Source organism: Pseudomonas sp. Z18(2022), assembly GCF_036346535.1.
In the GTDB taxonomy this organism is placed as follows: domain Bacteria; phylum Pseudomonadota; class Gammaproteobacteria; order Pseudomonadales; family Pseudomonadaceae; genus Aquipseudomonas; species Aquipseudomonas yamanorum_A.
Map to the genome: position 1 here is coordinate 110,431 of NZ_JAOTOA010000003.1, position 18,940 is coordinate 129,370.

Genomic DNA, 18,940 nt, shown 5'->3' on the forward strand with positions numbered 1-18,940 from the left:
TCATTGGACTTGGCGGCAGCCGAGGATCAACATCGGCTTCAAGGTTCGAGAAGGCCTTGAGACGCTGTACAAAGAGGGGATTCAGGAAGGGCTTGCGGGGGTTGAGCCCGACTTGAACAGTAAAAAGCACCCTGCCCGGCGTTGCGCCGGGCAAGGTTTTACGCTCTTACTTGAACGCGTAGGTGTAGCTCAGGATTACGCGGTTTTCGTCCTGGGAACGAGTGTTCGCCAGGTCGGTACGCCACATCGCGTTTTTCCAGGCAACGCCCAGGTTTTTCAGCGGACCTTCTGGAACAACGTAAGCCAGGGTCAGGTCGCGTTCCCACTCGTTACGCTCGCCGACGGTGGTGTCGATGTTGCTACCCTTGAGGTAGACCACACCGGCAGTCAGGCCAGGTACGCCGATCTTGGCGAAGTCATACGCGTAGCGAGCTTGCCAGGTACGTTCGCCGGCACGGGCAAACTTCTGGATTTGCATGTCGGTGATGGTGCTGTTCGACGAGCCGTCACCTTGGTTCAGCCAAGGGAAGTCGCTGTCGCCCTTGGTGTACTGGTAACCAGCGCCGAAGGTGTGACCGGCAACCGAGTACAACGCCAGGTAGCTGTACAGGTCGTTGTCGACCTTACCCTTGACCTTGGTGGCATTGGTCGGATGATCCGAGTAGTAGCCGGAGGTGTAGTAGCCAGCAGTATCACCGTTGGCACCGTTGTCACGGCTACGGTAGTAGCGCAGGTCGCTTTTCAGGACGCCAGGACCAATCGCCCAGTTGTGGACCAGGCCCAGGAAGTTCTGAGCGTAGAAATCCTTCAGCTCGCCGAAGTAGTACGAAGCGGTCAGGTCTTTGGTGATCTTGTAGTCAGCACCGGCGTAGTAGAACTTGTTGACGAAGTTACCTGCGTCATAGTTCGAGCTGCCGTTGGCACCGGCCAGGGACAGACCTTCATTGTTGCTGGAGTTACGGCCCTTGGAGTGCTCGATCTGGCCAGCAGTCAGGGTCAGGTCCTTGAACTCGTTCGAGGAGATCTCGCCGCCCTGGAAGGTTTGTGGCAACAGACGACCATCGTTGGTCTTGATCACCGGGTTGTTCGGCTGCAAGGTACCGATCTTCAGCACGGTCTGGGAGATCTTGACCTTACCGGTCACGCCCAGGCTGGCGAAATCGTTGACAGCTTTGTTGCCATCGCTTGGGAACACGGTGCCGCCGGAAGCAGTACCTGTGTAGTTACCGTGATCAGCGCGGCTGGAATCCAGACGCACGCCGTACAGGCCGATGGCGTCAAGACCGAAGCCCACAGTACCTTGGGTGAAACCCGAGATGAAACGCAGGTCGAAACCTTGGCCCCATTCAGCGTTTTTGCTGCGGGTGTTCGAGGTAGCCGATGGCTTCAGGTCGCGGTTGTCGGTGTTGATGTAAAAGTTACGTACGCCGAGTGTGATCTTGCTGTCATCGATAAAACCAGCGGCGCCTGCTTGTTGAGCGATTGCCCCCAAAGCTACGGCCAACGCCAATGTTGACTTCTTCATGTACCGCTCCTCTCATTTCTAATTTTTGTATTTCTTAGGTCTCGGGTCTGACGCCCTCGATCCACAGATGCGCGATTAGCACCGGATAGTGACTGACAAGTCAATCGTAACCTTGTGTGTCTACTACTTTCGTCTAACCGCAGTTAATTTGGTCCTTGCAGGGTAATGAGTTTTTCATACACCCAAAAAGAATTGTTTCGTCCTTTTTCATACGATTCAGGAATAACGCTTTCCATGGCACGGTCGAGCCAGTAAGGCGGTACCGCTCCATAAGGGTGTTCCTGAAGAGCATGTCTTTTCGCCTTTTTAGATCGTTTCGCGCTGACCCAAAGGTCAATACGTCACTCACGATCAAAAATGCGACGCCATCATGGCCAAACGCACATCATTCCGTCAATTTGTTACAGTTTTTGTATCGATGAAACTTTTTTGCCGTCCCAGCAATCCACCTCACCGTACTCGGTGATAATGTCACTTTGATGTCAGTTATGTGTATAAATCGGCAAGCCCTGTATTCAGGGCCGATGCACCCGCCCCGGATGCATGACTCGCCAAATTGACAGGCGAGAGGATTGCCCCCTCGCCCCTTCAGGCTTACAACGCCTTTTCGAAAATCTTCGAATTACGCTGATAGTTGTACAACGACGCCCGCGCCGATGGCAGACGATCCACCGTGCTCGGCACAAAACCGCGCTCGCGGAACCAGTGGGCAGTACGGGTGGTGAGGACGAACAAGGTCTTCAAACCCTGGGCCCGGGCGCGGGTCTCGATGCGCTCCAGCAGTTCATCACCGCGGCCGCCGTGGCGGTACTCCGGGTTCACCGCCAGGCACGCCAGCTCGCCCGCGTCCGAGTCGGCGATCTGATACAGCGCCGCACAGGCGATGATCATGCCTTCACGTTCCACCACGCTGAACTGCTCGATTTCCCGTTCCAGCACTTCCCGGGAACGACGCACCAGAATCCCCTGCTCTTCCAGCGGACTGATCAGATCCAACAATCCGCCCACATCTTCAATCGCCGCTTCGCGCACCAGCTCAAACTGCTCCTGGGCCACCAGCGTACCGCCGCCGTCCCGGGTGAACAGCTCGGTGAGCAAGGCACCGTCTTCGGCATAACTGACAATATGGCTACGCCCTACGCCGCCGCGGCACGCCTCGGCGGCCGCGTCCAACAGCTCGGCCTGGTAATTGCTGCCCAGGCGTTGCAGATGCGCGGGCACCTGTTGCGGCCGCAGTTCGCGCACCAGGCGCCCGTGTTCGTCGATCAGGCCAAGGTCGGCGCCAAACAGCAGCAGCTTGTCCGCGCCCAGGTCGATCGCGGCGCGGGTAGCGACGTCTTCGCAGGCGAGGTTGAAGATTTCACCGGTGGGCGAGTAGCCCAGGGGCGACAGCAGCACGATGGAGCGCTCGTCCAGCAGGCGGTTGATGCCCTTGCGGTCGACCCGGCGCACTTCGCCGGTGTGGTGATAGTCGACGCCTTCAAGCACACCGATCGGGCGCGCCGTCACCAGGTTGCCGCTGGCCACACGCAGGCGCGAGCCCTGCATCGGCGAAGAGGCCATGTCCATCGACAAGCGCGCTTCGATAGCAATGCGCAGATGGCCGACAGCATCGATCACGCACTCCAGCGTTGCGGCATCGGTGATGCGCAAGCCTTCATGGTAAGCCGGGGTCAGGCCGCGGGCGGCGAGGCGGGTTTCAATTTGCGGGCGCGAACCATGGACCAGCACCAGCCGCACGCCCAGGCTGTGGAGCAGCACCAGGTCATGGACGATATTGCCGAAGTTCGGATGATCCACACCATCGCCCGGCAGCATGACCACAAAGGTGCAGTCGCGGTGGGCATTGATGTAAGGCGAAGCGTGACGAAGCCAATTGACGTATTCGGGCATAAAACCTGGGCCTGTAATAAAAAGCAGCCAAAAAAGGATGATTCATGGAAACGCACAGCGGGCTGTTGGTTATCGTCGGAACAGGCTTGGCGACACGCTCGCTCTCCTTCTATGTACGGATGGGCCGGGGTTAATTTATGCAGGTGTCAGGCAGTAATGTTGAATCAGTTCTCGCAATAGACGCACTGTAGGCGTCAAGCGTGACATTTCAAGGTACTCGCCGGGCTGGTGGGCGCAGGCGATATCGCCAGGGCCAAGCACCAGGGTTTCGCAACCAAGGCGCTGAAGATAAGGCGCTTCGGTGCCGAACGCTACTGCTTCGGCGCGATGACCGGTAAGTCGTTCAGCCACCCGCACCAACTCGGCATCCTCGGCCTGCTCGAAGGGCGGCACTTCGGGGAACAGCGGCGCGTAGTCGATCTTCACCTGATGGCGCTCGGCCAAGGGCTCGAGCTTCTGGCGGATGGCGGCGCGCAGCACCTGGGGATCCATACCGGGCAAGGGCCGCAGGTCAAACTCCAGGGAACACTGGCCACAAATGCGGTTGGGGTTGTCGCCCCCGTGGATGCAGCCAAAATTCATGGTCGGTTGCGGCACGCTGAACTGCGGGTTGCGGTATTCGCGTTGCCAGGCCAGGCGCAGGCCGCGCAGCTCGCCGATGGCGTCATGCATGGCTTCGAGGGCGCTGTGGCCCAGGCTTGGATCCGACGAATGGCCGCTGCGCCCGAGAATATCGATGCGCTCCATCATCACGCCCTTGTGCAGACGGATGGGTTTGAGGCCGGTGGGCTCACCGATCACCGCTGCGCGACCTAAAGGACGACCCGCCTCGGCCAGCGCACGGGCGCCGGCCATGGAGCTTTCTTCATCGCAGGTGGCGAGAATCAGCAGCGGTTGCTTGAAGGGTTGGTCCAGCAATGGCTGTACCGCTTCGATCACCAGGGCGAAAAAGCCTTTCATGTCACAGCTGCCCAGTCCTACCCAGCGACCGTCGACTTCCGTCAGCTTGAGTGGATCGGTCTGCCACAACGCGCCGTCGTACGGCACGGTGTCACTGTGCCCCGCCAACACCAGGCCGCCAGGGCCGGTGCCGAAACTGGCCAGCAGGTTGAATTTGCCGGGGCTGACCTGCTGGATGTCGCAGGCAAAGCCCAGGTCCCCCAGCCAGGTGGCGAGCAAATCGATAACCGGGCGGTTGGATTGGTCGAGAGAGGCCTGGGTACAACTGACCGAAGGCGCGGCAATCAGCGCGGCGAATTGTTCTTTCATGGACGGTAAAGGCATGCGCTGTCTCTCAACTTCCCGGACGAACCCCATCATAGAGCCATCTGCACAACACAATAAACCGTTGCGGCACGTTGCCGGGCTCAGTCCTGTACACTGCACGACCTTGGCAGCCACACATTTCCCCGGCTGCGCTCCCGATCCTGGATTTTCCGGCCATGCAGAAAGAAACCGAAATCAAGCTCCGCGTCAGCCGCGAAACACTCGCCGCGCTGCGTGAGCACCCGTTACTGAAAAAACGCAACAAAAGTGGCTGGGAACGCCGTGAGTTGATGAACCAGTACTTCGACACCCCGGAACGCGACCTGGCCCAGGCCAAAGTCGCCCTGCGCCTGCGCAAAGACGGCGACGAAGTGATCCAGACCCTCAAGACCCGTGGCCAGAGCGTCGCCGGCTTGTCGGAACGCAATGAGTACAACTGGGACCTGGCCAAAGCCAAGCTCGACGTGAAGAAACTCGACGGCGAATGCTGGCCCGAGCAACTGGCCGAACTGGACAAAAAGACCCTCAAGCCGATCTTCACCACCGACTTCGTGCGCGAACGCGCCGAAATCGCCTGGGGCCGTGGCAAGGCCAAGGTCGTGATCGAAGCCGCTTTGGACCTGGGCCACGTGGTCGCCGGCAAGCAGAAAGAAGAAATCTGCGAGCTGGAACTTGAGCTGCGCGAAGGCGACCCGGCCGCCCTGCTGGAACTGGCCGCTGAACTCGCCGCGACCCTGGCACTGATGCCCTGCGATATCAGCAAGGCCGAGCGTGGCTATCGCCTGTTCGACGCCAACAGCTATTCCCTGAGCCTGCCGGCGCCGGTACTGCACGCTGAAATGCCGCTGGACGACGCATTCGCCGCCGTCATGTGGCACCTGCTGGGCAGCAGCCAGCGCCTGGCCGAGCAATACCGTTTCAACGGCCACTGGCGGCTGCTGCAAGACTGGGTGGAAAACCTCGGCGAACTGCGCGCCCTGCTCGGCAGCCTCGGCCAGGCCGCACCCCGCCAGTCCACCAGTGAACTGCGGGCCGCACTGGACGCGTTGCTGGAAGACTGGCGTCCGCTGGTCCAGGCCGGTGACGACGACGAAGACATCCGCAAAGCCGCGCCGGAACAGTTCGCCGAAGAACTGGAAGACGTGCGCTGGGGCCTGTTCTCCCTGACCACCTCCCGCTGGTTGCTGGCCCGTACCTGGGCTGCCGATCGCAACGTGCGTGGCAACCGCCAGGGCGCTGCACAACTCGCCAACTGGCTGCCGCGCCTGCTGGCCGACGACGCCGTCGCCCTGCAACTGCCGCGTTACCAGCAACAACCGGAAGACCTCGCCGAGCAACTGCCGCGTATCGAGCGCATCCTGGCCTGGCTGCACCATGCACGCCAAGTGCTGGATATCGCCGAGCTGGACCGTTTGTATGGCGAGCTGAACAAGCTGGCGCATCTGGCCAACCAGCCGATTACCGATGAGTCACTGGATGCGCGGATGCATCAGGCGATCGCGGTTTATCAGAATCGTGCCTGGAAAACCCTGCTGCGCCTGTAAGATCGCTATCGCGGGCAAGCCCGGCTCCCACATTGGAATGCATTCCAGTGTGGGAGCCGGGCTTGCCCGCGATGGGGCCGCCGCTATCAGCGCAACACCGGCAAACTCGTGGTGGACTTGATCTCCGACAAGGCCACTATCGAGTTGACCTCCTGGATCCCCGGCACCATCGACAGTTTTTCGAAGAAAAACCGCTCATACGCCTCGATGTCCGACGTGACGATCCGCAATAGAAAATCCACCGCCCCCATCAGCACATAACACTCCAGCACTTCCGGAAAGCCGCGAATCGCCTCGGTGAATTCCGTGAAGTTGGAACGGCCGTGGGCGTTGAGTTTCACCTCGGCGAAAATCTGCGTGTTGAGGCCGATTTTCTTGCGATCCAACAAGGTGACCTGGCCGCGAATCACGCCCTCCTCTTTCAACCGCTGAATCCGCCGCCAGCACGGTGACTGTGACAGGCCGACCTGTTCGGCGATCTGCGCGCTGGAAAGCGAAGCGTCTTCCTGCAACAGCGCCAGGATGCGCCGGTCGTACACGTCCAGCTCACTGTGCATATAAATACCCATCTATCATGCTTTTTTGAATTGAATGATTCCCTTATAAGCCATTACAGGCTTTTTTAGACAAGAAATCTCCCACGACGAATGTAAAAATTTCTCCAGTCGAATCCGGAGAGCCATCATGCATGTCGTCGAAGCCGCCAGCCCCGCCACACGCGCCGATGCCTGGGCCGTCAGCAATGCCCACTGCCAGGCGCACTATCAAATCCTCGCCGAGGCTGAGCCCGACGTGCTGTGCCGGGTGCTCAACTATTTTGCCCTGCAGTTCCTGGTTCCTCTCCAGGTGAACGTACAGCGCGAAGACGACCTGCTGGCGATCGATATCGTGATGGATGGCCTGAGCTGGCACCGTGCCCAGGTGATCGGTGAAAAACTTCGTAACCTGATCAGCGTGTGCTCGCTGGAACTGCAGCCGGCTGATGCCGCGCGGCCTCTGGCGGTGCAGGCGGCCAGTCAGTAAAAGCCTGCAATAAACCCCGGAAGCCGAACTGCAATGGGTGACTAGCCTGAGGACTACGCCTAACCGTTGCCCAGGAATGTCACTATGTCTGTTGCGCCAAACACCCAGGATCGCTGGCTGGAAATCCATCAGTTGTTGCCAGCCCTGATCGACCAGGGCGTAGTGCCCGCCGATCTGAACGTACCGGCCAACAGCGGGCTGCACCCTCTTGAATGCATTGCCAGCCATGGCCCCTCCCTGGAAACCCTCACCGAATGGCTCGCCCGACACTGTGGCCAGCCTTACCTGCGTATCGACCCGTTGAAAATCGATGTCGCGGCGGTGGTGCCGCTGATGTCCTACGCCTTTGCCCAGCGGCACAGGATCCTGGCGGTTGCGGTCGATAGCCACAGCATCACCGTCGCCAGCGCCCAGCCTTACGTGAGCAGTTGGGAAGCCGGCCTGGCCCAGGTCTTGAAGCGCTCCATCCGGCGTGTGGTCGCCAATCCCCAGGCTATCCAGCGCTGCACGGTGGAATTTTACCGGCTGGCGAAATCGGTCAGCGGCGCGGTCGATCAAAAAACAGCCGGTTCACCCAGCATCGAGCAATTGCTCAACCTCGGCGCCAGCGACCAGGAGCCCGACGCCAATGACGCGCACATCGTCAATATCGTCGACTGGCTGCTGCAGTACGCTTTCGGCCAGCGGGCCAGTGATATCCATCTCGAACCCGGCCGCGACCAGGGCCGCGTGCGGTTTCGCATTGATGGCCTGCTGCATGACGTCTATCAATTCCCGTCCCAGGTCACGACGGCGGTGGTCAGCCGCCTGAAAAGCCTCGGCCGGATGAACGTGGCGGAAAAACGCAAACCCCAGGACGGCCGCGTGAAGACCAAAAGCCCCGCAGGCGGTGAAGTGGAACTACGCCTGTCGACCCTGCCCACGGCCTTCGGCGAAAAGCTGGTGATGCGGATTTTCGACCCGCAGGTGCTGCACAAGGACGTCCAGCAACTGGGGCTCTCCAGCGACGACCTGCAACGCTGGCAATCCATGACCGGCCAGGCCAATGGCATCATCCTGGTCACCGGCCCCACCGGCTCGGGCAAGACCAGCACCCTGTACACCACGCTCAAGCAACTGGCCACCCGGGAGGTCAACCTATGCACCGTCGAAGACCCGATCGAGATGGTCGAGCCGGCCTTCAACCAGATGCAGGTCCAGCACAACATCGACCTGACCTTCGCCAGCGGCATCCGCGCGCTGATGCGCCAGGACCCGGACATCATCATGATCGGCGAGATTCGCGACCTGGAAACCGCAGAAATGGCGATCCAGGCCGCCCTCACCGGCCACCTGGTGCTGTCGACGCTGCACACCAACGACGCCCCCGGTGCCATCAGCCGCTTGCTGGAACTGGGCATTCCCCATTACCTGATCAATGCGACGCTGCTTGGGGGTGATGGCCCAGCGCCTGGTGCGGCTGTTGTGCCCACACTGCAAGCGGCCTGCCGGGCAGGTCTATGAGGCTGTGGGCTGCGGGGACTGTCGGGAAAGCGGCTATCAAGGGCGGGCCGGGATCTATGAAGTCATGCTGCTGAACGACCGTCTAAAGGCCCTGATCACCCCGGGCGCCGACATCCAGGCACTGCGCCGCGCGGCCCTGGACCAGGGAATGTGCAGCTTGCGGTCTGCCGGCACGCGCAAGGTCATGGCCGGGCTGACAACGCTGGAAGAAGTACTGCGAGTGACGCCTGGGGATTCAGAAACAAATCCTTTGCTTGATGGGCCGGTAAACCGTCCTTATCCCTGACAACACCGTTACAATCGGTCAAACCTCGCGTTACCGCCAACACCAGACAAGGAATCGTTATGCAGATCGGAACCGTACTGCTGCTATTTGTAGGCTTGGCCGTCGCCATCCTCTTCATGGGTTTCAAGGTCGTTCCACAGGGTTACCAGTGGACGGTCGAACGCTTCGGCCGCTACACCAACACCCTCAAGCCGGGCCTGAATATCATCATCCCGGTCATGGACCGCATCGGTCGCAAGATCAACGTGATGGAAAGCGTGCTGGACATTCCGCCCCAGGAAGTCATCACCGCCGACAACGCCACGGTACAGATCGACGCCGTGTGCTTCTTCCAGGTGGTCAACACCGCCCAGGCTGCCTACGAGGTAAACAACCTCGAGCACGCCATCCGCAACCTGCTGCAAACCAACATCCGTACCGTGCTCGGCTCCATGGAGCTGGACGCGATGCTCAGCCAGCGGGATGGCATCAACGAGAAACTGCTGCGCACCGTCGACGAAGCCACCGCACCGTGGGGCATCAAGATCACCCGGATCGAGATCAAGGACATCAGCCCGCCCGCCGACCTGATGGCCGCCATGTCCGGCCAGATGAAGGCCGAGCGGATCAAGCGCGCACAGATCCTCGAAGCCGAAGGCCTGCGAGCGTCCGCAATCCTGACCGCCGAAGGCAAGAAGCAGGCGCAGATTCTTGAGGCAGAAGGCGGTCGTCAGGCCGCGTTCCTGGAATCCGAGGCCCGCGAACGTCAGGCCGAAGCTGAAGCCCGCGCCACCCAGGTGGTATCGGAAGCAATCGCCACCGGTAACGTGCAGGCCATCAACTACTTTGTCGCCCAGAAATACATCGACGCCCTCGGCAAGCTGGCGTCGGCCAACAACAGCAAGGTGATCCTGATGCCGCTGGAAGCCAGCCAGGTGATCGGCGCTGTCGGCGGCATCGGCGAGATCGTCAAGGCCACCTTCGACAACAAGAAAGCCTGAGGCACGCACCATGTGGGAATTCCTGCAGCACCTGTCGTTTTGGGACTGGCTGGCACTGGGCACCGTGCTGTTGATTCTTGAAGTGTTCGGTGCCGGTGGTTATCTGCTGTGGATGGGCATCGCTGCGGCAGCCGTGGGCGTGATCAAGTTCCTGGTTCCGAGCCTCGGGCTGGAGTGGCAACTGCTGCTGTTCGCGGTGTTGTCGATCCTGACGGCGGTGTACTGGTGGAGACGCCAGCGCAGCAGCGCCAAGGTCAGCGACCAGCCGGGGCTGAACATGCGCGGTTCGGAGTTGATTGGGCGCACCTTTGTGGTGCATCAGGCAATTATCGAGGGCCGTGGGAAGATCAAGATCGGCGATGGCGTATGGATCGCAGCCGGCCCGGACGCGCCCGTGGGAGCACATGTGCGTGTCATCGGTCAGGACGGCGTGATTCTGAAGGTTGAAACTGTTTAGTCAGCCATGGAACTCGGCTGGGCTATCTACAATCAAACTGTACAGATAACCCAGTCGGAGTCACCCATCATGCGTCTAAAATATGCTGTCGCTACCCTCGCTGTGCTTTCCCTTCCTGTCGGTTCAGCCATGGCCGACAGCTTCTGGCGTAATGTCATCTCATCGGGTGCCACAACCGGCTCGACGTACCTGACGTTCAAGGACCACAAAATGGTGGTCGCCGCTCAGGACGACGCCGGTAGCTTCGTCGCCAGCGACGGCAGCATCCGTGGCCCGTACCTGGAAGCTGCGATGCAGAAGGTTCGCGCCGATAACCCTGGCCTCAAAGCCACGGACATGGATTTGGCTAACGCGATCCTGGCAAAAAACGCCATTGCTTCCGAGTAACACCGCCACATAAAAATGCCGCTCTTTGAGAGCGGCATTTTTTTGCCTGGCTTTCCTACAGTCAATATTGGCGTTTCAGCGCCCAAACAGGAAAAGTCCTGTCGAGATGCCCGCACGCCACGCAACAAGCTGTCGATTCCTTTAGTTCTAGTGAATCGATGACCATGCAAAAACTCTCCTGCGCCCTGCTGCTCGCCGCGATTGCCACCCCTTATGCTCAGGCAGAAGGCTGGTACGGGTCGGCGAAGCTCAACAGCGCCCGCCAGAATCTGTCCAGCTCGCTGCTGACCAGCCCGCGCGTCACCGACCGTGTGTCGGCCCCCGATAGCAGCAAAACGTTCACCGGATCATTTGCCGTGGGTTATGCCTTTGCCGATGGCTGGCGCCTGGAAGGGGAATACACCACACCCAGCCATTCGAACTTCAAATCCCAATGGGCGCCATTCAATGCCAACGTCAACAGCCTGCAGACCGACAGCCAGCGCTTGATGCTCAATGGTTATAAAAACATCCCGATCAACGAGTGGCTGTCGTTCTACGGCATGGCGGGAGTGGGATTGGCCCAAATTGACGCCGAGGGTTACCAGACCAACAAGACCCGGCGTTTCGCCGACAATCGCCAATACAACTTCGCCTACAACGTGGGCCTCGGGCTGGACGCCAAGGTCAGCGAAACCCTGACCCTGGGCACAGGCTGGCGCTACGTGGACATGGGCCGGATTGAAACCGGCTACAACACTTTCGCCAACCGTATCAACGCCCGCGACGAGCAGCTCAAAGGCAAGCTCAAGGAACAGAATGTGTTCCTTGAGGCCCGCGTTTCCTTCTGAACCAGGCTCCAGGAGTGCCGCTGCCGAGGCGGCATTTTCTCCAGAGGGTGACGTTTCATTCACAGACGACAGGCTATATTCAGTCGAGCCGTGCAACCATGCCCGGCATTGATATGCTTTTCTCTCATCGTCTACCTGAAACGGATGCCTTCAACGCCATGAGCCAACTGCCTTTTCTGCCGTTTTCCAAGCCCACCATCGATGAAGCCACCATCTCGGCGGTGGGCGACGTACTGCGCTCCGGCTGGATCACCAGCGGGCCGAAAGTGCAGGCGTTCGAAGCGCAGTTGTCGGAATACTTTGGCGGGCGTCCGGTGCGCACCTTCAACTCGGGCACCTGCACCATGGAGATTGCCTTGCGCATCGCCGGTATCGGGCCTGGAGATGAAGTTATTACTACGCCGATTTCATGGGTCGCCACGGCCAACGTGATCCTCGAGGTGGGTGCCACGCCGGTGTTCGCCGATATTGACCCGGTGACCCGCAATATCGACCTGGCCCAGGTGGAAGCGGCAATCACGCCACGCACCAAGGCGATTATTCCGGTTTACCTGGCCGGCCTGCCGCTGGACATGCCGTTGCTCTACGCACTGGCCAACAAGTACAACCTGCGCATCGTCGAAGATGCCGCCCAGGCCCTGGGTTCCAGCTGGGATGGCCAGCGGATTGGTGCCACGGGCGATTTCGTGTCCTTCAGCTTCCAGGCGAACAAGAACATCACGTCGTCCGAAGGCGGCTGCCTGGTGCTGAACAACGCTGAAGAAGCGCGCCTGGCCGAAAAATATCGCCTGCAAGGCGTGACCCGCACTGGCTTCGACGGCCTGGACGTGGACGTACTTGGCGGCAAATTCAACATGACCGACATTGCTGCGGCCATCGGCCTGGGTCAATTTGCCCATATCGAGAAAATCACCGCCCACCGCCAGGAACTGGCGCAGCACTATTTCGAGTGCTTCGGCAGTGACTTTGAAGAGAAGTACGGTGCGCAATTGCCACCGGCCGATTTCGAAAACAGCAACTGGCACCTGTTCCAGTTGGTACTCCCGGAGCGCCAGGACGGTTTGCCGGCACGCGCCACGTTCATGGAGCAGATGCAGGCCCATGGCGTCGGTATTGGCTATCACTACCCGCCGATCCACCTGCTGAGCTTGTACAAGGCGCAGGGATTCAAGGAAGGCATGTTCCCGGTAGCGGAAAAAGTGGGGCGGTTGATTGTGTCGTTGCCGATGTTCACGGCGATGACGAAAGCGGACGTAGAGCGTTCGGTAGCAGCAGTCAAAGCGGTATTGAAGCGCTGATCAAACCCTTGCGGGAGCCGGTTGCCGGCTCCCGCAGCGGGATCACTCGCCGATGGCAGCCTTGTAGGCAGCGGCATCCAGCAGTTTTTCCAGATCAGCGGTGTTGCTTGGCTTGAGTTTGAAGATCCAGGCGCTGTAAGGCGTGGAATTCAACTGCTCAGGCTCGCCACTCAGGTCTTCGTTGACCGCAATCACTTCGCCAGCAACCGGCGAGTAGATATCCGAAGCGGCTTTCACCGACTCGACAACGCCTGCGGTATCACCTGCGGCAAACACTTTGCCCACCTCGGCCAACTCAACAAACACCACATCCCCCAATGCTTCCTGGGCATGGTCCGAGATCCCGACGGTCACGGTGCCGTCAGCTTCCAGACGGGCCCATTCGTGACTTTCGGCAAAACGCAGGTCGGCAGGGATATCGCTCATAGTCTGTGTCCTCAAGAAAAAATGTCAGCGGCCATCGGCCCGCCGGAAAAGTTAGATCAATGTTTTGCCATGGCGCACGAACGTCGGTTTGACCACCCGAACCGGGTACCACTTGCCGCGGATTTCCACCTCGGCCCGGTCAGCAGTCGCCGACGGCACACGCGCCAGGGCAATGGATTTGCTTAGCGTAGGAGAGAAACTACCACTGGTGATCTCTCCTTCGCCAACATTGGCGATACGAACCACCTGATGCGCGCGTAAAACCCCACGTTCTTCCAGCACCAGGCCGACCAACTTGGACTTCACGCCCGCTGCTTTCTCGGCCTCCAGGGCCGCACGGCCGATGAAGTTTCGCTCGGCCGGCTCCCAGGCGATGCTCCAGGCCATATTGGCCGCCAAGGGCGATACGTCCTGGTGGATATCCTGACCGTAGAGGTTCATGCCGGCCTCAAGGCGCAGCGTGTCGCGGGCGCCGAGGCCAATCGGCGAAATGCCTGCGCCTACCAGGTCGTTGAAAAACGCCGGGGCCTGATCGGCCGGCAGGACAATTTCCAGGCCGTCTTCACCGGTATAGCCGGTGCGCGCAATAAACCAATCACCGTCGGCCAAACCTTCAAAGGGCTTGAGCTGGTGAATCAGGGTGGCGCGGGACTGGGTCACCAGTTCGGCGATCTTCTGCCGGGCATGGGGGCCTTGAATGGCGAGCATGGCCAACTCGGGCCGCTCGTGAAGCTGGGCTTGATAGCTGCCGAGTCGGCCCTGCATCCAGGCCATGTCCTGGTCGCGGGTGGCGGCGTTGACCACCAGCCGGTAACCGCCCTCGGTGCGATACACGATCATGTCGTCCACCACGCCGCCCTGTTCGTTGAGCATGGCGCTGTACAACGCACGGCCGCAGCCGTGCAGTCGGTCAACATCATTGGCCAGCAAATGCTGGAGCCATTCCTTGGCCTGGGGGCCTGTGACATCGATCACGGTCATATGGGATACATCAAACACCCCGCAGTCGCGGCGCACCTGATGGTGCTCCTCAACCTGCGAGCCGTAGTGCAAAGGCATATCCCAACCGCCAAAATCGACCATTTTCGCGCCAAGGGCGAGATGCAGGTCATACAGAGGCGTGCGCTGTCCCATGGGTTTCTCCTTCCGGGCGTGGCGAAGGTGCGGACGGTTGCCGTTCGGGCCACACGCCTTGAAATACAAGGCCTGTAGCCGGGCTCAGCAACCCGACCTGGAAGATCGACCGCACCGAATGCCGCGCATTGTAGCCTCAAGGCGTAGGACTGGCACCTAGCCGATTCGTCTCGCCGAACGTCGGATCAGCCCGATGACCGGTAACAGGCCCACCAGCACCAGGGTCAGGGCCGGCAGTGAAGCCCGCGCCCACTCCCCTTCGCTGGTCATCTCAAAAATCCGCACCGCCAGCGTGTCCCAGCCGAACGGGCGCATCAGCAGGGTGGCCGGCATTTCCTTGAGCACATCGACAAACACCAGCAACGCCGCGCTCAGGGTGCCCGGCAGCAAGAGTGGCAGATACACTTTGCAAAACAGTCGCGGCCCGCTGACCCCCAGACTGCGCGCGGCTTCGGGCAAGGACGGGCGGATTCGCGCCAGGCTGTTTTCCAGCGGCCCGTAGGCCACCGCAATGAAACGCACCAGATACGCCAGCAAGAGCGCCGACAGGCTGCCCAGTAGGAGCGGCTTGCCGGCCCCGCCCAGCCAGCCGGAAACCGGGATCACCAGTTCACGGTCCAGGTAGCTGAACGCCAACATGATCGACACCGCCAGCACCGAGCCCGGCAGTGCGTAGCCCACGTTGGCCAGGCTGATGCCGGAGCGGATGGCTCGGGTAGGCGCCAAACGATGGGCGAACGCCAGCACCAGCGCCACGCTAACGGTGATCAGGGCCGCCATGCCGCCCAGGTAAAGGGTATGCACGATCAGACCGGCGTAGCGCTCGTCCAGGTCGAAACGCCCGCGCTGCCAGAACCAGGCCACCAGTTGCAGCATCGGAATCACAAAGGCGCAGGCGAACACAAAACCGCACCAGCCACTGGCTGCCAGCGCCTTGAACCCGCGCAGGTGGTACAACGCCTTGCCGCGCGGTCGCTCGTTGCTCGGCCGGCTGGCGCCCCGGGCACGGCGTTCGCCGTAGAGCACCAGCATCACCACCAGCAACAGCAGGCTGGCGAGTTGCGCGGCACTGGAAAGGCTGAAAAAGCCGTACCAGGTCTTGTAGATGGCGGTGGTGAAGGTATCGAAGTTGAACACCGAGACCGCACCGAAATCCGCCAGGGTCTCCATCAGCGCCAAGGCCACGCCCGCACCGATGGCGGGGCGCGCCATGGGCAAGGCCACCCGCCAGAATGCTTGCCACGGCGACTGGCCCAATACCCGCGCTGCTTCCATCAGGCCTTTGCCCTGGGCGAGAAAGGCCGTGCGCGCCAGCAGATAAACGTAGGGGTAGAACACCAGCACCAGCACGATGATCACGCCGCTGGTTGATCGCACGCGGGGCAGGCGCAGGCCCATGCCGAACACGTCGCGCAGCAGGGTTTGTACCGGGCCGGAGAAGTCCAACAGGCCGACGAAGACAAAGGCCAGGACGTAGGCGGGAATCGCAAACGGCAGCATCAACGCCCAGTCGAGCCAGCGCCGGCCGGGGAATTCGCAGAGGCTGGTCAGCCAGGCCAAGCTGACGCCCAACAGCGTGACACCCACACCGACACCCAGCACCAGGGTCAAGGTGTTACCCAACAGGCGTGGCATCTGGGTTTCCCACAGATGGGACCAGATCTGTTGGTCGATGGTTTGCCACGACAGCAGCAAGACGCTCAGCGGCAGCAGCACCAGGGCGGCGACGGTGAAGACCGGCAGGTACCAGCGGCGTTGGGCGGGATGGGCCAAAGGATCGTATCTCTGGGAATAATATCTTGAACTCGCCACAAAACAGTGTGGGAGCCGGGCTTGTCGAACCGTCGCACCGCCGCGATGCAGGCACCACGGTGTGTCAGCCACACCGTGGTGATGCTATCGCAGGCAAGCCAGCTCCCACACTGTCATGCGGTGTTTGGAAGAGTGTACTTAGTTCCAGCCAGCCCGATCCATCAAGCGAATAGCCTCGGCCTGGCGCTTGCCCGCCACTTCCACCGGCAATGTATCGGCCACGAACTTGCCCCAGGTCGCCACTTCCGCCGACGGCGGCACCGCCGGGTTGGCCGGGAATTCCTGGTTCACGTCCGCAAAGATCTTCTGCGCTTGCGGCGTGGTCATCCACTCAACCAAGGCCTTGGCGGCCTCCGGATGTGGCGCGTGCTTGGTCAGGCCAATACCCGAAAGATTGACGTGCACCCCACGGTCGCCCTGATTCGGCCAGAACAGCTTCACCGCCAGGTCCGGCTTCTGCTTGTGCAGGCGGCCGTAGTAGTAGGTATTCACGATGCCGACGTCGCACTGCCCGGCGTTGATCGCCTCCAGCACGGCAATGTCATCGGAGAACACGTCGGTGGACAGGTTGTTGACCCAGCCCTTGACGATTTCTTCGGTCTTGGCCGCGCCATGGGTTTCGATCAGGGTGGCGGTCAGCGACTGGTTGTAGACCTTCTTCGCGGTGCGCAGGCACAGGCGGCCTTCCCATTGCTTGTCAGCCAGGGCTTCGTAGGTGGTCAGGTCGCCCGGCTTCACGCGGTCGGTGGAGTACGCGATGGTCCGCGCGCGCAGGCTCAAGCCGGTCCAGGCATGGGCCGAAGAGCGGTATTGAAGAGGGATGTTCTTGTCGATCACCGCGGAGGTGAACGGCTGCAGGATACCCATCTGCTCCGCCTGCCAGAGGTTGCCGGCGTCGACGGTGAGCAGCAGGTCGGCGGTGGCGTTTTCGCCTTCGGCCTTGATGCGCTGCATCAGCGGCGCTTCCTTGTCGGTGATGAACTTGATCTGCACGCCGGTCTTCTGGGTGTAGGCGTCGAACACCGGCTTGATCAGTTCATCGATACGCGAGGAGTAGACCACGACTTCGTCGGCCGCCTGCACGGTGGTGCTGCCGATAAGGGTGAGTGCCAGGGCAGTCAGGAGGCGCTTGGGTGCCAACATGGGTGCGGTCTCTCATTTGCGAAAAGAGGGCAAATGATAAGGACTCACATTTGGTAGCGCTCAACGGAGCCGTTACCAGATGTTGCACAGCTGAAATAGGTGGCGCGGTTGAGGCCCTATCGCGGGCAAGCCCGGCTCCCACAAGGGAATGCGCTCCCCGGTGGGAGCCGGGCTTGCCCGCGATGAGGCCATTAACCCCGGCGAGAATCTCAGGCTTTGGCCAGCTCCGGCAAATCCCCCGTCAAACCCAATGCCTGACGCACAAACAACGCCTTGGCCTCCGGCATCTGCTCGACCACCTTCAACCCGGCATTACGCAACCAGCGCAACGGCAGTTGATCGGCCTGGAACAACCGTTCAAAGCCCTCCATCGCCGCCATCAACGCCAGGTTGTGCGGCATGCGTCGGCGCTCGTAACGGCTAAGCACCTTCACATCCGCCAGGCGCTCGCCGCGCTCGTTGGCGGCCAACAGCACTTCGGCCAGCACCGCCGCGTCGAGGAAGCCCAGGTTCACGCCCTGCCCCGCCAATGGATGAATGACGTGGGCCGCATCGCCAATCAATGCCAGGCCCTCGGCCACGTAACGCTTGGCGTGACGCTGGCGCAGTGGCACGCAAAGCCGTGGATCGGCGCTTAACACCGTACCCAGGCGGCCTTCGAAGGCGAGCTCAAGCTCACGACAGAAGCTTTCGTCGTCCAGCGCCATCAAACGCTCGGACTCACTCGGGGTGGTCGACCAGACGATCGAACACCAGTCCTCCTGCCCATCCCGCACCAGCGGCAGGAACGCCAGCGGCCCGTTGTCGGTAAACCGCTGCCAGGCCGTCTGCTGATGCGCCTGGCTGCTGCGCACACTGGTGACGATGGCGTTGTGCAAATAATCCCACTCACGGGTGGCGGTGCCGGTCAGGCGGCGCACCGCCGAGTTGGCACCGTCTGCTGCGACCACCAGCGGCGCGCGCAAGGTGCGGCCGTCGGCCAGGGTCAGCAGCCAGTCATCACCGGAGCGACGCATCTGTTCCAGGCGCGCATTGGCCAGCAGGCCGAGGTCGCAGTCATGCAGGCGATCGAGCAAGGCATCCTGGACCACACGGTTTTCGACGATATGCCCCAGCACCTCGGCATGCACGCTGGCCGCCGAAAAGTGGATCTGCCCGGTGCCGCTGCCGTCCCACACCTGCATCTCGCCGTAAGGGCTGGTACGTCGCTCGACGATGCCGTCCCACACGCCAAGGCGCTCGAGGATGCGCTGGCTGGCGGCCGACAAGGCGCTCACCCGCGGCTCGAACGCGGCGTGCGGGTCGAAGGGTTTGACGCTCAGCGGGCTGCCGTCGAGCAGCAGCACCTGCAGGCCACTGCCCTGCAACGCCAGCGCCAGGGCGCTCCCGACCATTCCGGCCCCGACAATCAGCACATCTGCGCGCATGTCCAT

The 18,940-nt window shown here is 61.1% G+C and carries 16 protein-coding genes and 1 pseudogene; 8 read left to right on the forward strand and 9 right to left on the reverse strand.

The window, feature by feature from the left end:
• Positions 1-166 precede the first annotated feature (166 nt).
• From V3W39_RS08555 to argE, 3 genes are all read right to left on the reverse strand, one after another.
• Positions 167-1,525 (reverse strand): OprD family porin, encoded by a 1,359-nt coding sequence (locus V3W39_RS08555; protein WP_177043806.1) that lies wholly within the window; start codon positions 1,523-1,525, stop codon positions 167-169.
• A gap of 594 nt (positions 1,526-2,119) precedes the next feature.
• A complete protein-coding gene (gene argA / locus V3W39_RS08560) occupies positions 2,120-3,418 on the reverse strand; it encodes an amino-acid N-acetyltransferase (protein WP_177043805.1) in 1,299 nt (432 codons plus the stop codon).
• 135 nt (positions 3,419-3,553) lie between these two features.
• Positions 3,554-4,702, reverse strand: a complete 1,149-nt coding sequence (gene argE / locus V3W39_RS08565; RefSeq protein ID WP_177043804.1) for an acetylornithine deacetylase — start codon at positions 4,700-4,702, stop codon at positions 3,554-3,556.
• 158 nt (positions 4,703-4,860) lie between these two features.
• Here argE and V3W39_RS08570 point away from each other — a divergent pair, with 158 nt between their 5' ends.
• Positions 4,861-6,228: a CYTH domain-containing protein gene (locus tag V3W39_RS08570; protein ID WP_003213918.1), complete on the forward strand. Its 1,368-nt coding sequence runs from the start codon at positions 4,861-4,863 to the stop codon at positions 6,226-6,228.
• Between the two features lie 86 nt (positions 6,229-6,314).
• On the opposite strand, the gene V3W39_RS08575 is transcribed toward V3W39_RS08570, so the two are convergent.
• Positions 6,315-6,785: an Lrp/AsnC family transcriptional regulator gene (locus V3W39_RS08575; RefSeq protein ID WP_010167872.1), complete on the reverse strand. Its 471-nt coding sequence runs from the start codon at positions 6,783-6,785 to the stop codon at positions 6,315-6,317.
• A 127-nt stretch (positions 6,786-6,912) separates the two neighbouring features.
• Between V3W39_RS08575 and V3W39_RS08580 the strand changes: the two genes are divergently transcribed.
• The 7 genes and pseudogenes from V3W39_RS08580 to V3W39_RS08615 all read left to right on the forward strand — a co-directional run bounded on the left by V3W39_RS08580 (position 6,913) and on the right by V3W39_RS08615 (position 12,992).
• Complete coding sequence (locus V3W39_RS08580) at positions 6,913-7,251, forward strand: hypothetical protein (protein ID WP_330212501.1); 339 nt, start codon at positions 6,913-6,915, stop codon at positions 7,249-7,251.
• Positions 7,252-7,335: 84 nt separating this feature from the next.
• A pseudogene (locus V3W39_RS08585) lies at positions 7,336-9,040 on the forward strand (GspE/PulE family protein).
• A gap of 59 nt (positions 9,041-9,099) precedes the next feature.
• Complete coding sequence (locus V3W39_RS08595; RefSeq protein WP_003213925.1) at positions 9,100-10,020, forward strand: SPFH domain-containing protein; 921 nt, start codon at positions 9,100-9,102, stop codon at positions 10,018-10,020.
• Positions 10,021-10,030: 10 nt separating this feature from the next.
• Positions 10,031-10,477, forward strand: coding sequence for an NfeD family protein (locus V3W39_RS08600; protein ID WP_177043801.1), 447 nt, complete (start codon positions 10,031-10,033; stop codon positions 10,475-10,477).
• Positions 10,478-10,546: 69 nt separating this feature from the next.
• Positions 10,547-10,864 (forward strand): DUF2388 domain-containing protein, encoded by a 318-nt coding sequence (locus V3W39_RS08605; protein ID WP_010167882.1) that lies wholly within the window; start codon positions 10,547-10,549, stop codon positions 10,862-10,864.
• 158 nt (positions 10,865-11,022) lie between these two features.
• Positions 11,023-11,694, forward strand: coding sequence for an outer membrane protein (locus V3W39_RS08610; protein WP_259195523.1), 672 nt, complete (start codon positions 11,023-11,025; stop codon positions 11,692-11,694).
• Between the two features lie 158 nt (positions 11,695-11,852).
• Positions 11,853-12,992: a DegT/DnrJ/EryC1/StrS family aminotransferase gene (locus V3W39_RS08615; protein ID WP_177043799.1), complete on the forward strand. Its 1,140-nt coding sequence runs from the start codon at positions 11,853-11,855 to the stop codon at positions 12,990-12,992.
• Between the two features lie 42 nt (positions 12,993-13,034).
• On the opposite strand, the gene gcvH is transcribed toward V3W39_RS08615, so the two are convergent.
• The 5 genes from gcvH to V3W39_RS08640 all read right to left on the reverse strand — a co-directional run bounded on the left by gcvH (position 13,035) and on the right by V3W39_RS08640 (position 18,934).
• A complete protein-coding gene (gcvH, locus tag V3W39_RS08620) occupies positions 13,035-13,418 on the reverse strand; it encodes a glycine cleavage system protein GcvH (protein ID WP_177043798.1) in 384 nt (127 codons plus the stop codon).
• A 51-nt stretch (positions 13,419-13,469) separates the two neighbouring features.
• Positions 13,470-14,552, reverse strand: a complete 1,083-nt coding sequence (gcvT, locus tag V3W39_RS08625) for a glycine cleavage system aminomethyltransferase GcvT (protein ID WP_177043797.1) — start codon at positions 14,550-14,552, stop codon at positions 13,470-13,472.
• Positions 14,553-14,708: 156 nt separating this feature from the next.
• Positions 14,709-16,325: an ABC transporter permease gene (locus V3W39_RS08630; RefSeq protein ID WP_177079202.1), complete on the reverse strand. Its 1,617-nt coding sequence runs from the start codon at positions 16,323-16,325 to the stop codon at positions 14,709-14,711.
• 177 nt (positions 16,326-16,502) lie between these two features.
• Positions 16,503-17,507 carry an extracellular solute-binding protein gene (locus tag V3W39_RS08635; RefSeq protein ID WP_259195519.1) on the reverse strand — a complete coding sequence of 335 codons (1,005 nt, stop codon included), beginning with the start codon at positions 17,505-17,507 and terminating at the stop codon, positions 16,503-16,505.
• 209 nt (positions 17,508-17,716) lie between these two features.
• On the reverse strand, positions 17,717-18,934 hold the full coding sequence (locus V3W39_RS08640) for a 2-octaprenyl-3-methyl-6-methoxy-1,4-benzoquinol hydroxylase (RefSeq protein WP_330212610.1): 1,218 nt from the start codon (positions 18,932-18,934) through the stop codon (positions 17,717-17,719).
• Positions 18,935-18,940 lie beyond the last annotated feature (6 nt).

What these genes read in the sequence shown, in the direction of transcription:
- V3W39_RS08640 (WP_330212610.1), bottom strand. Translation starts at nt 18,934, where the DNA reads ATGCGCGCAGATGTGCTGATTGTCGGGGCCGGAATGGTCGGGAGCGCC.
- V3W39_RS08580 (WP_330212501.1), top strand. Translation starts at nt 6,913, where the DNA reads ATGCATGTCGTCGAAGCCGCCAGCCCCGCCACACGCGCCGATGCCTGG.
- V3W39_RS08575 (WP_010167872.1), bottom strand. Translation starts at nt 6,785, where the DNA reads ATGCACAGTGAGCTGGACGTGTACGACCGGCGCATCCTGGCGCTGTTG.
- V3W39_RS08595 (WP_003213925.1), top strand. Translation starts at nt 9,100, where the DNA reads ATGCAGATCGGAACCGTACTGCTGCTATTTGTAGGCTTGGCCGTCGCC.
- argE (WP_177043804.1), bottom strand. Translation starts at nt 4,702, where the DNA reads ATGCCTTTACCGTCCATGAAAGAACAATTCGCCGCGCTGATTGCCGCG.
- gcvT (WP_177043797.1), bottom strand. Translation starts at nt 14,552, where the DNA reads ATGGGACAGCGCACGCCTCTGTATGACCTGCATCTCGCCCTTGGCGCG.
- V3W39_RS08570 (WP_003213918.1), top strand. Translation starts at nt 4,861, where the DNA reads ATGCAGAAAGAAACCGAAATCAAGCTCCGCGTCAGCCGCGAAACACTC.
- V3W39_RS08555 (WP_177043806.1), bottom strand. Translation starts at nt 1,525, where the DNA reads ATGAAGAAGTCAACATTGGCGTTGGCCGTAGCTTTGGGGGCAATCGCT.
- V3W39_RS08600 (WP_177043801.1), top strand. Translation starts at nt 10,031, where the DNA reads ATGTGGGAATTCCTGCAGCACCTGTCGTTTTGGGACTGGCTGGCACTG.
- V3W39_RS08635 (WP_259195519.1), bottom strand. Translation starts at nt 17,507, where the DNA reads ATGTTGGCACCCAAGCGCCTCCTGACTGCCCTGGCACTCACCCTTATC.
- V3W39_RS08605 (WP_010167882.1), top strand. Translation starts at nt 10,547, where the DNA reads ATGCGTCTAAAATATGCTGTCGCTACCCTCGCTGTGCTTTCCCTTCCT.
- V3W39_RS08610 (WP_259195523.1), top strand. Translation starts at nt 11,023, where the DNA reads ATGACCATGCAAAAACTCTCCTGCGCCCTGCTGCTCGCCGCGATTGCC.
- argA (WP_177043805.1), bottom strand. Translation starts at nt 3,418, where the DNA reads ATGCCCGAATACGTCAATTGGCTTCGTCACGCTTCGCCTTACATCAAT.
- gcvH (WP_177043798.1), bottom strand. Translation starts at nt 13,418, where the DNA reads ATGAGCGATATCCCTGCCGACCTGCGTTTTGCCGAAAGTCACGAATGG.
- V3W39_RS08615 (WP_177043799.1), top strand. Translation starts at nt 11,853, where the DNA reads ATGAGCCAACTGCCTTTTCTGCCGTTTTCCAAGCCCACCATCGATGAA.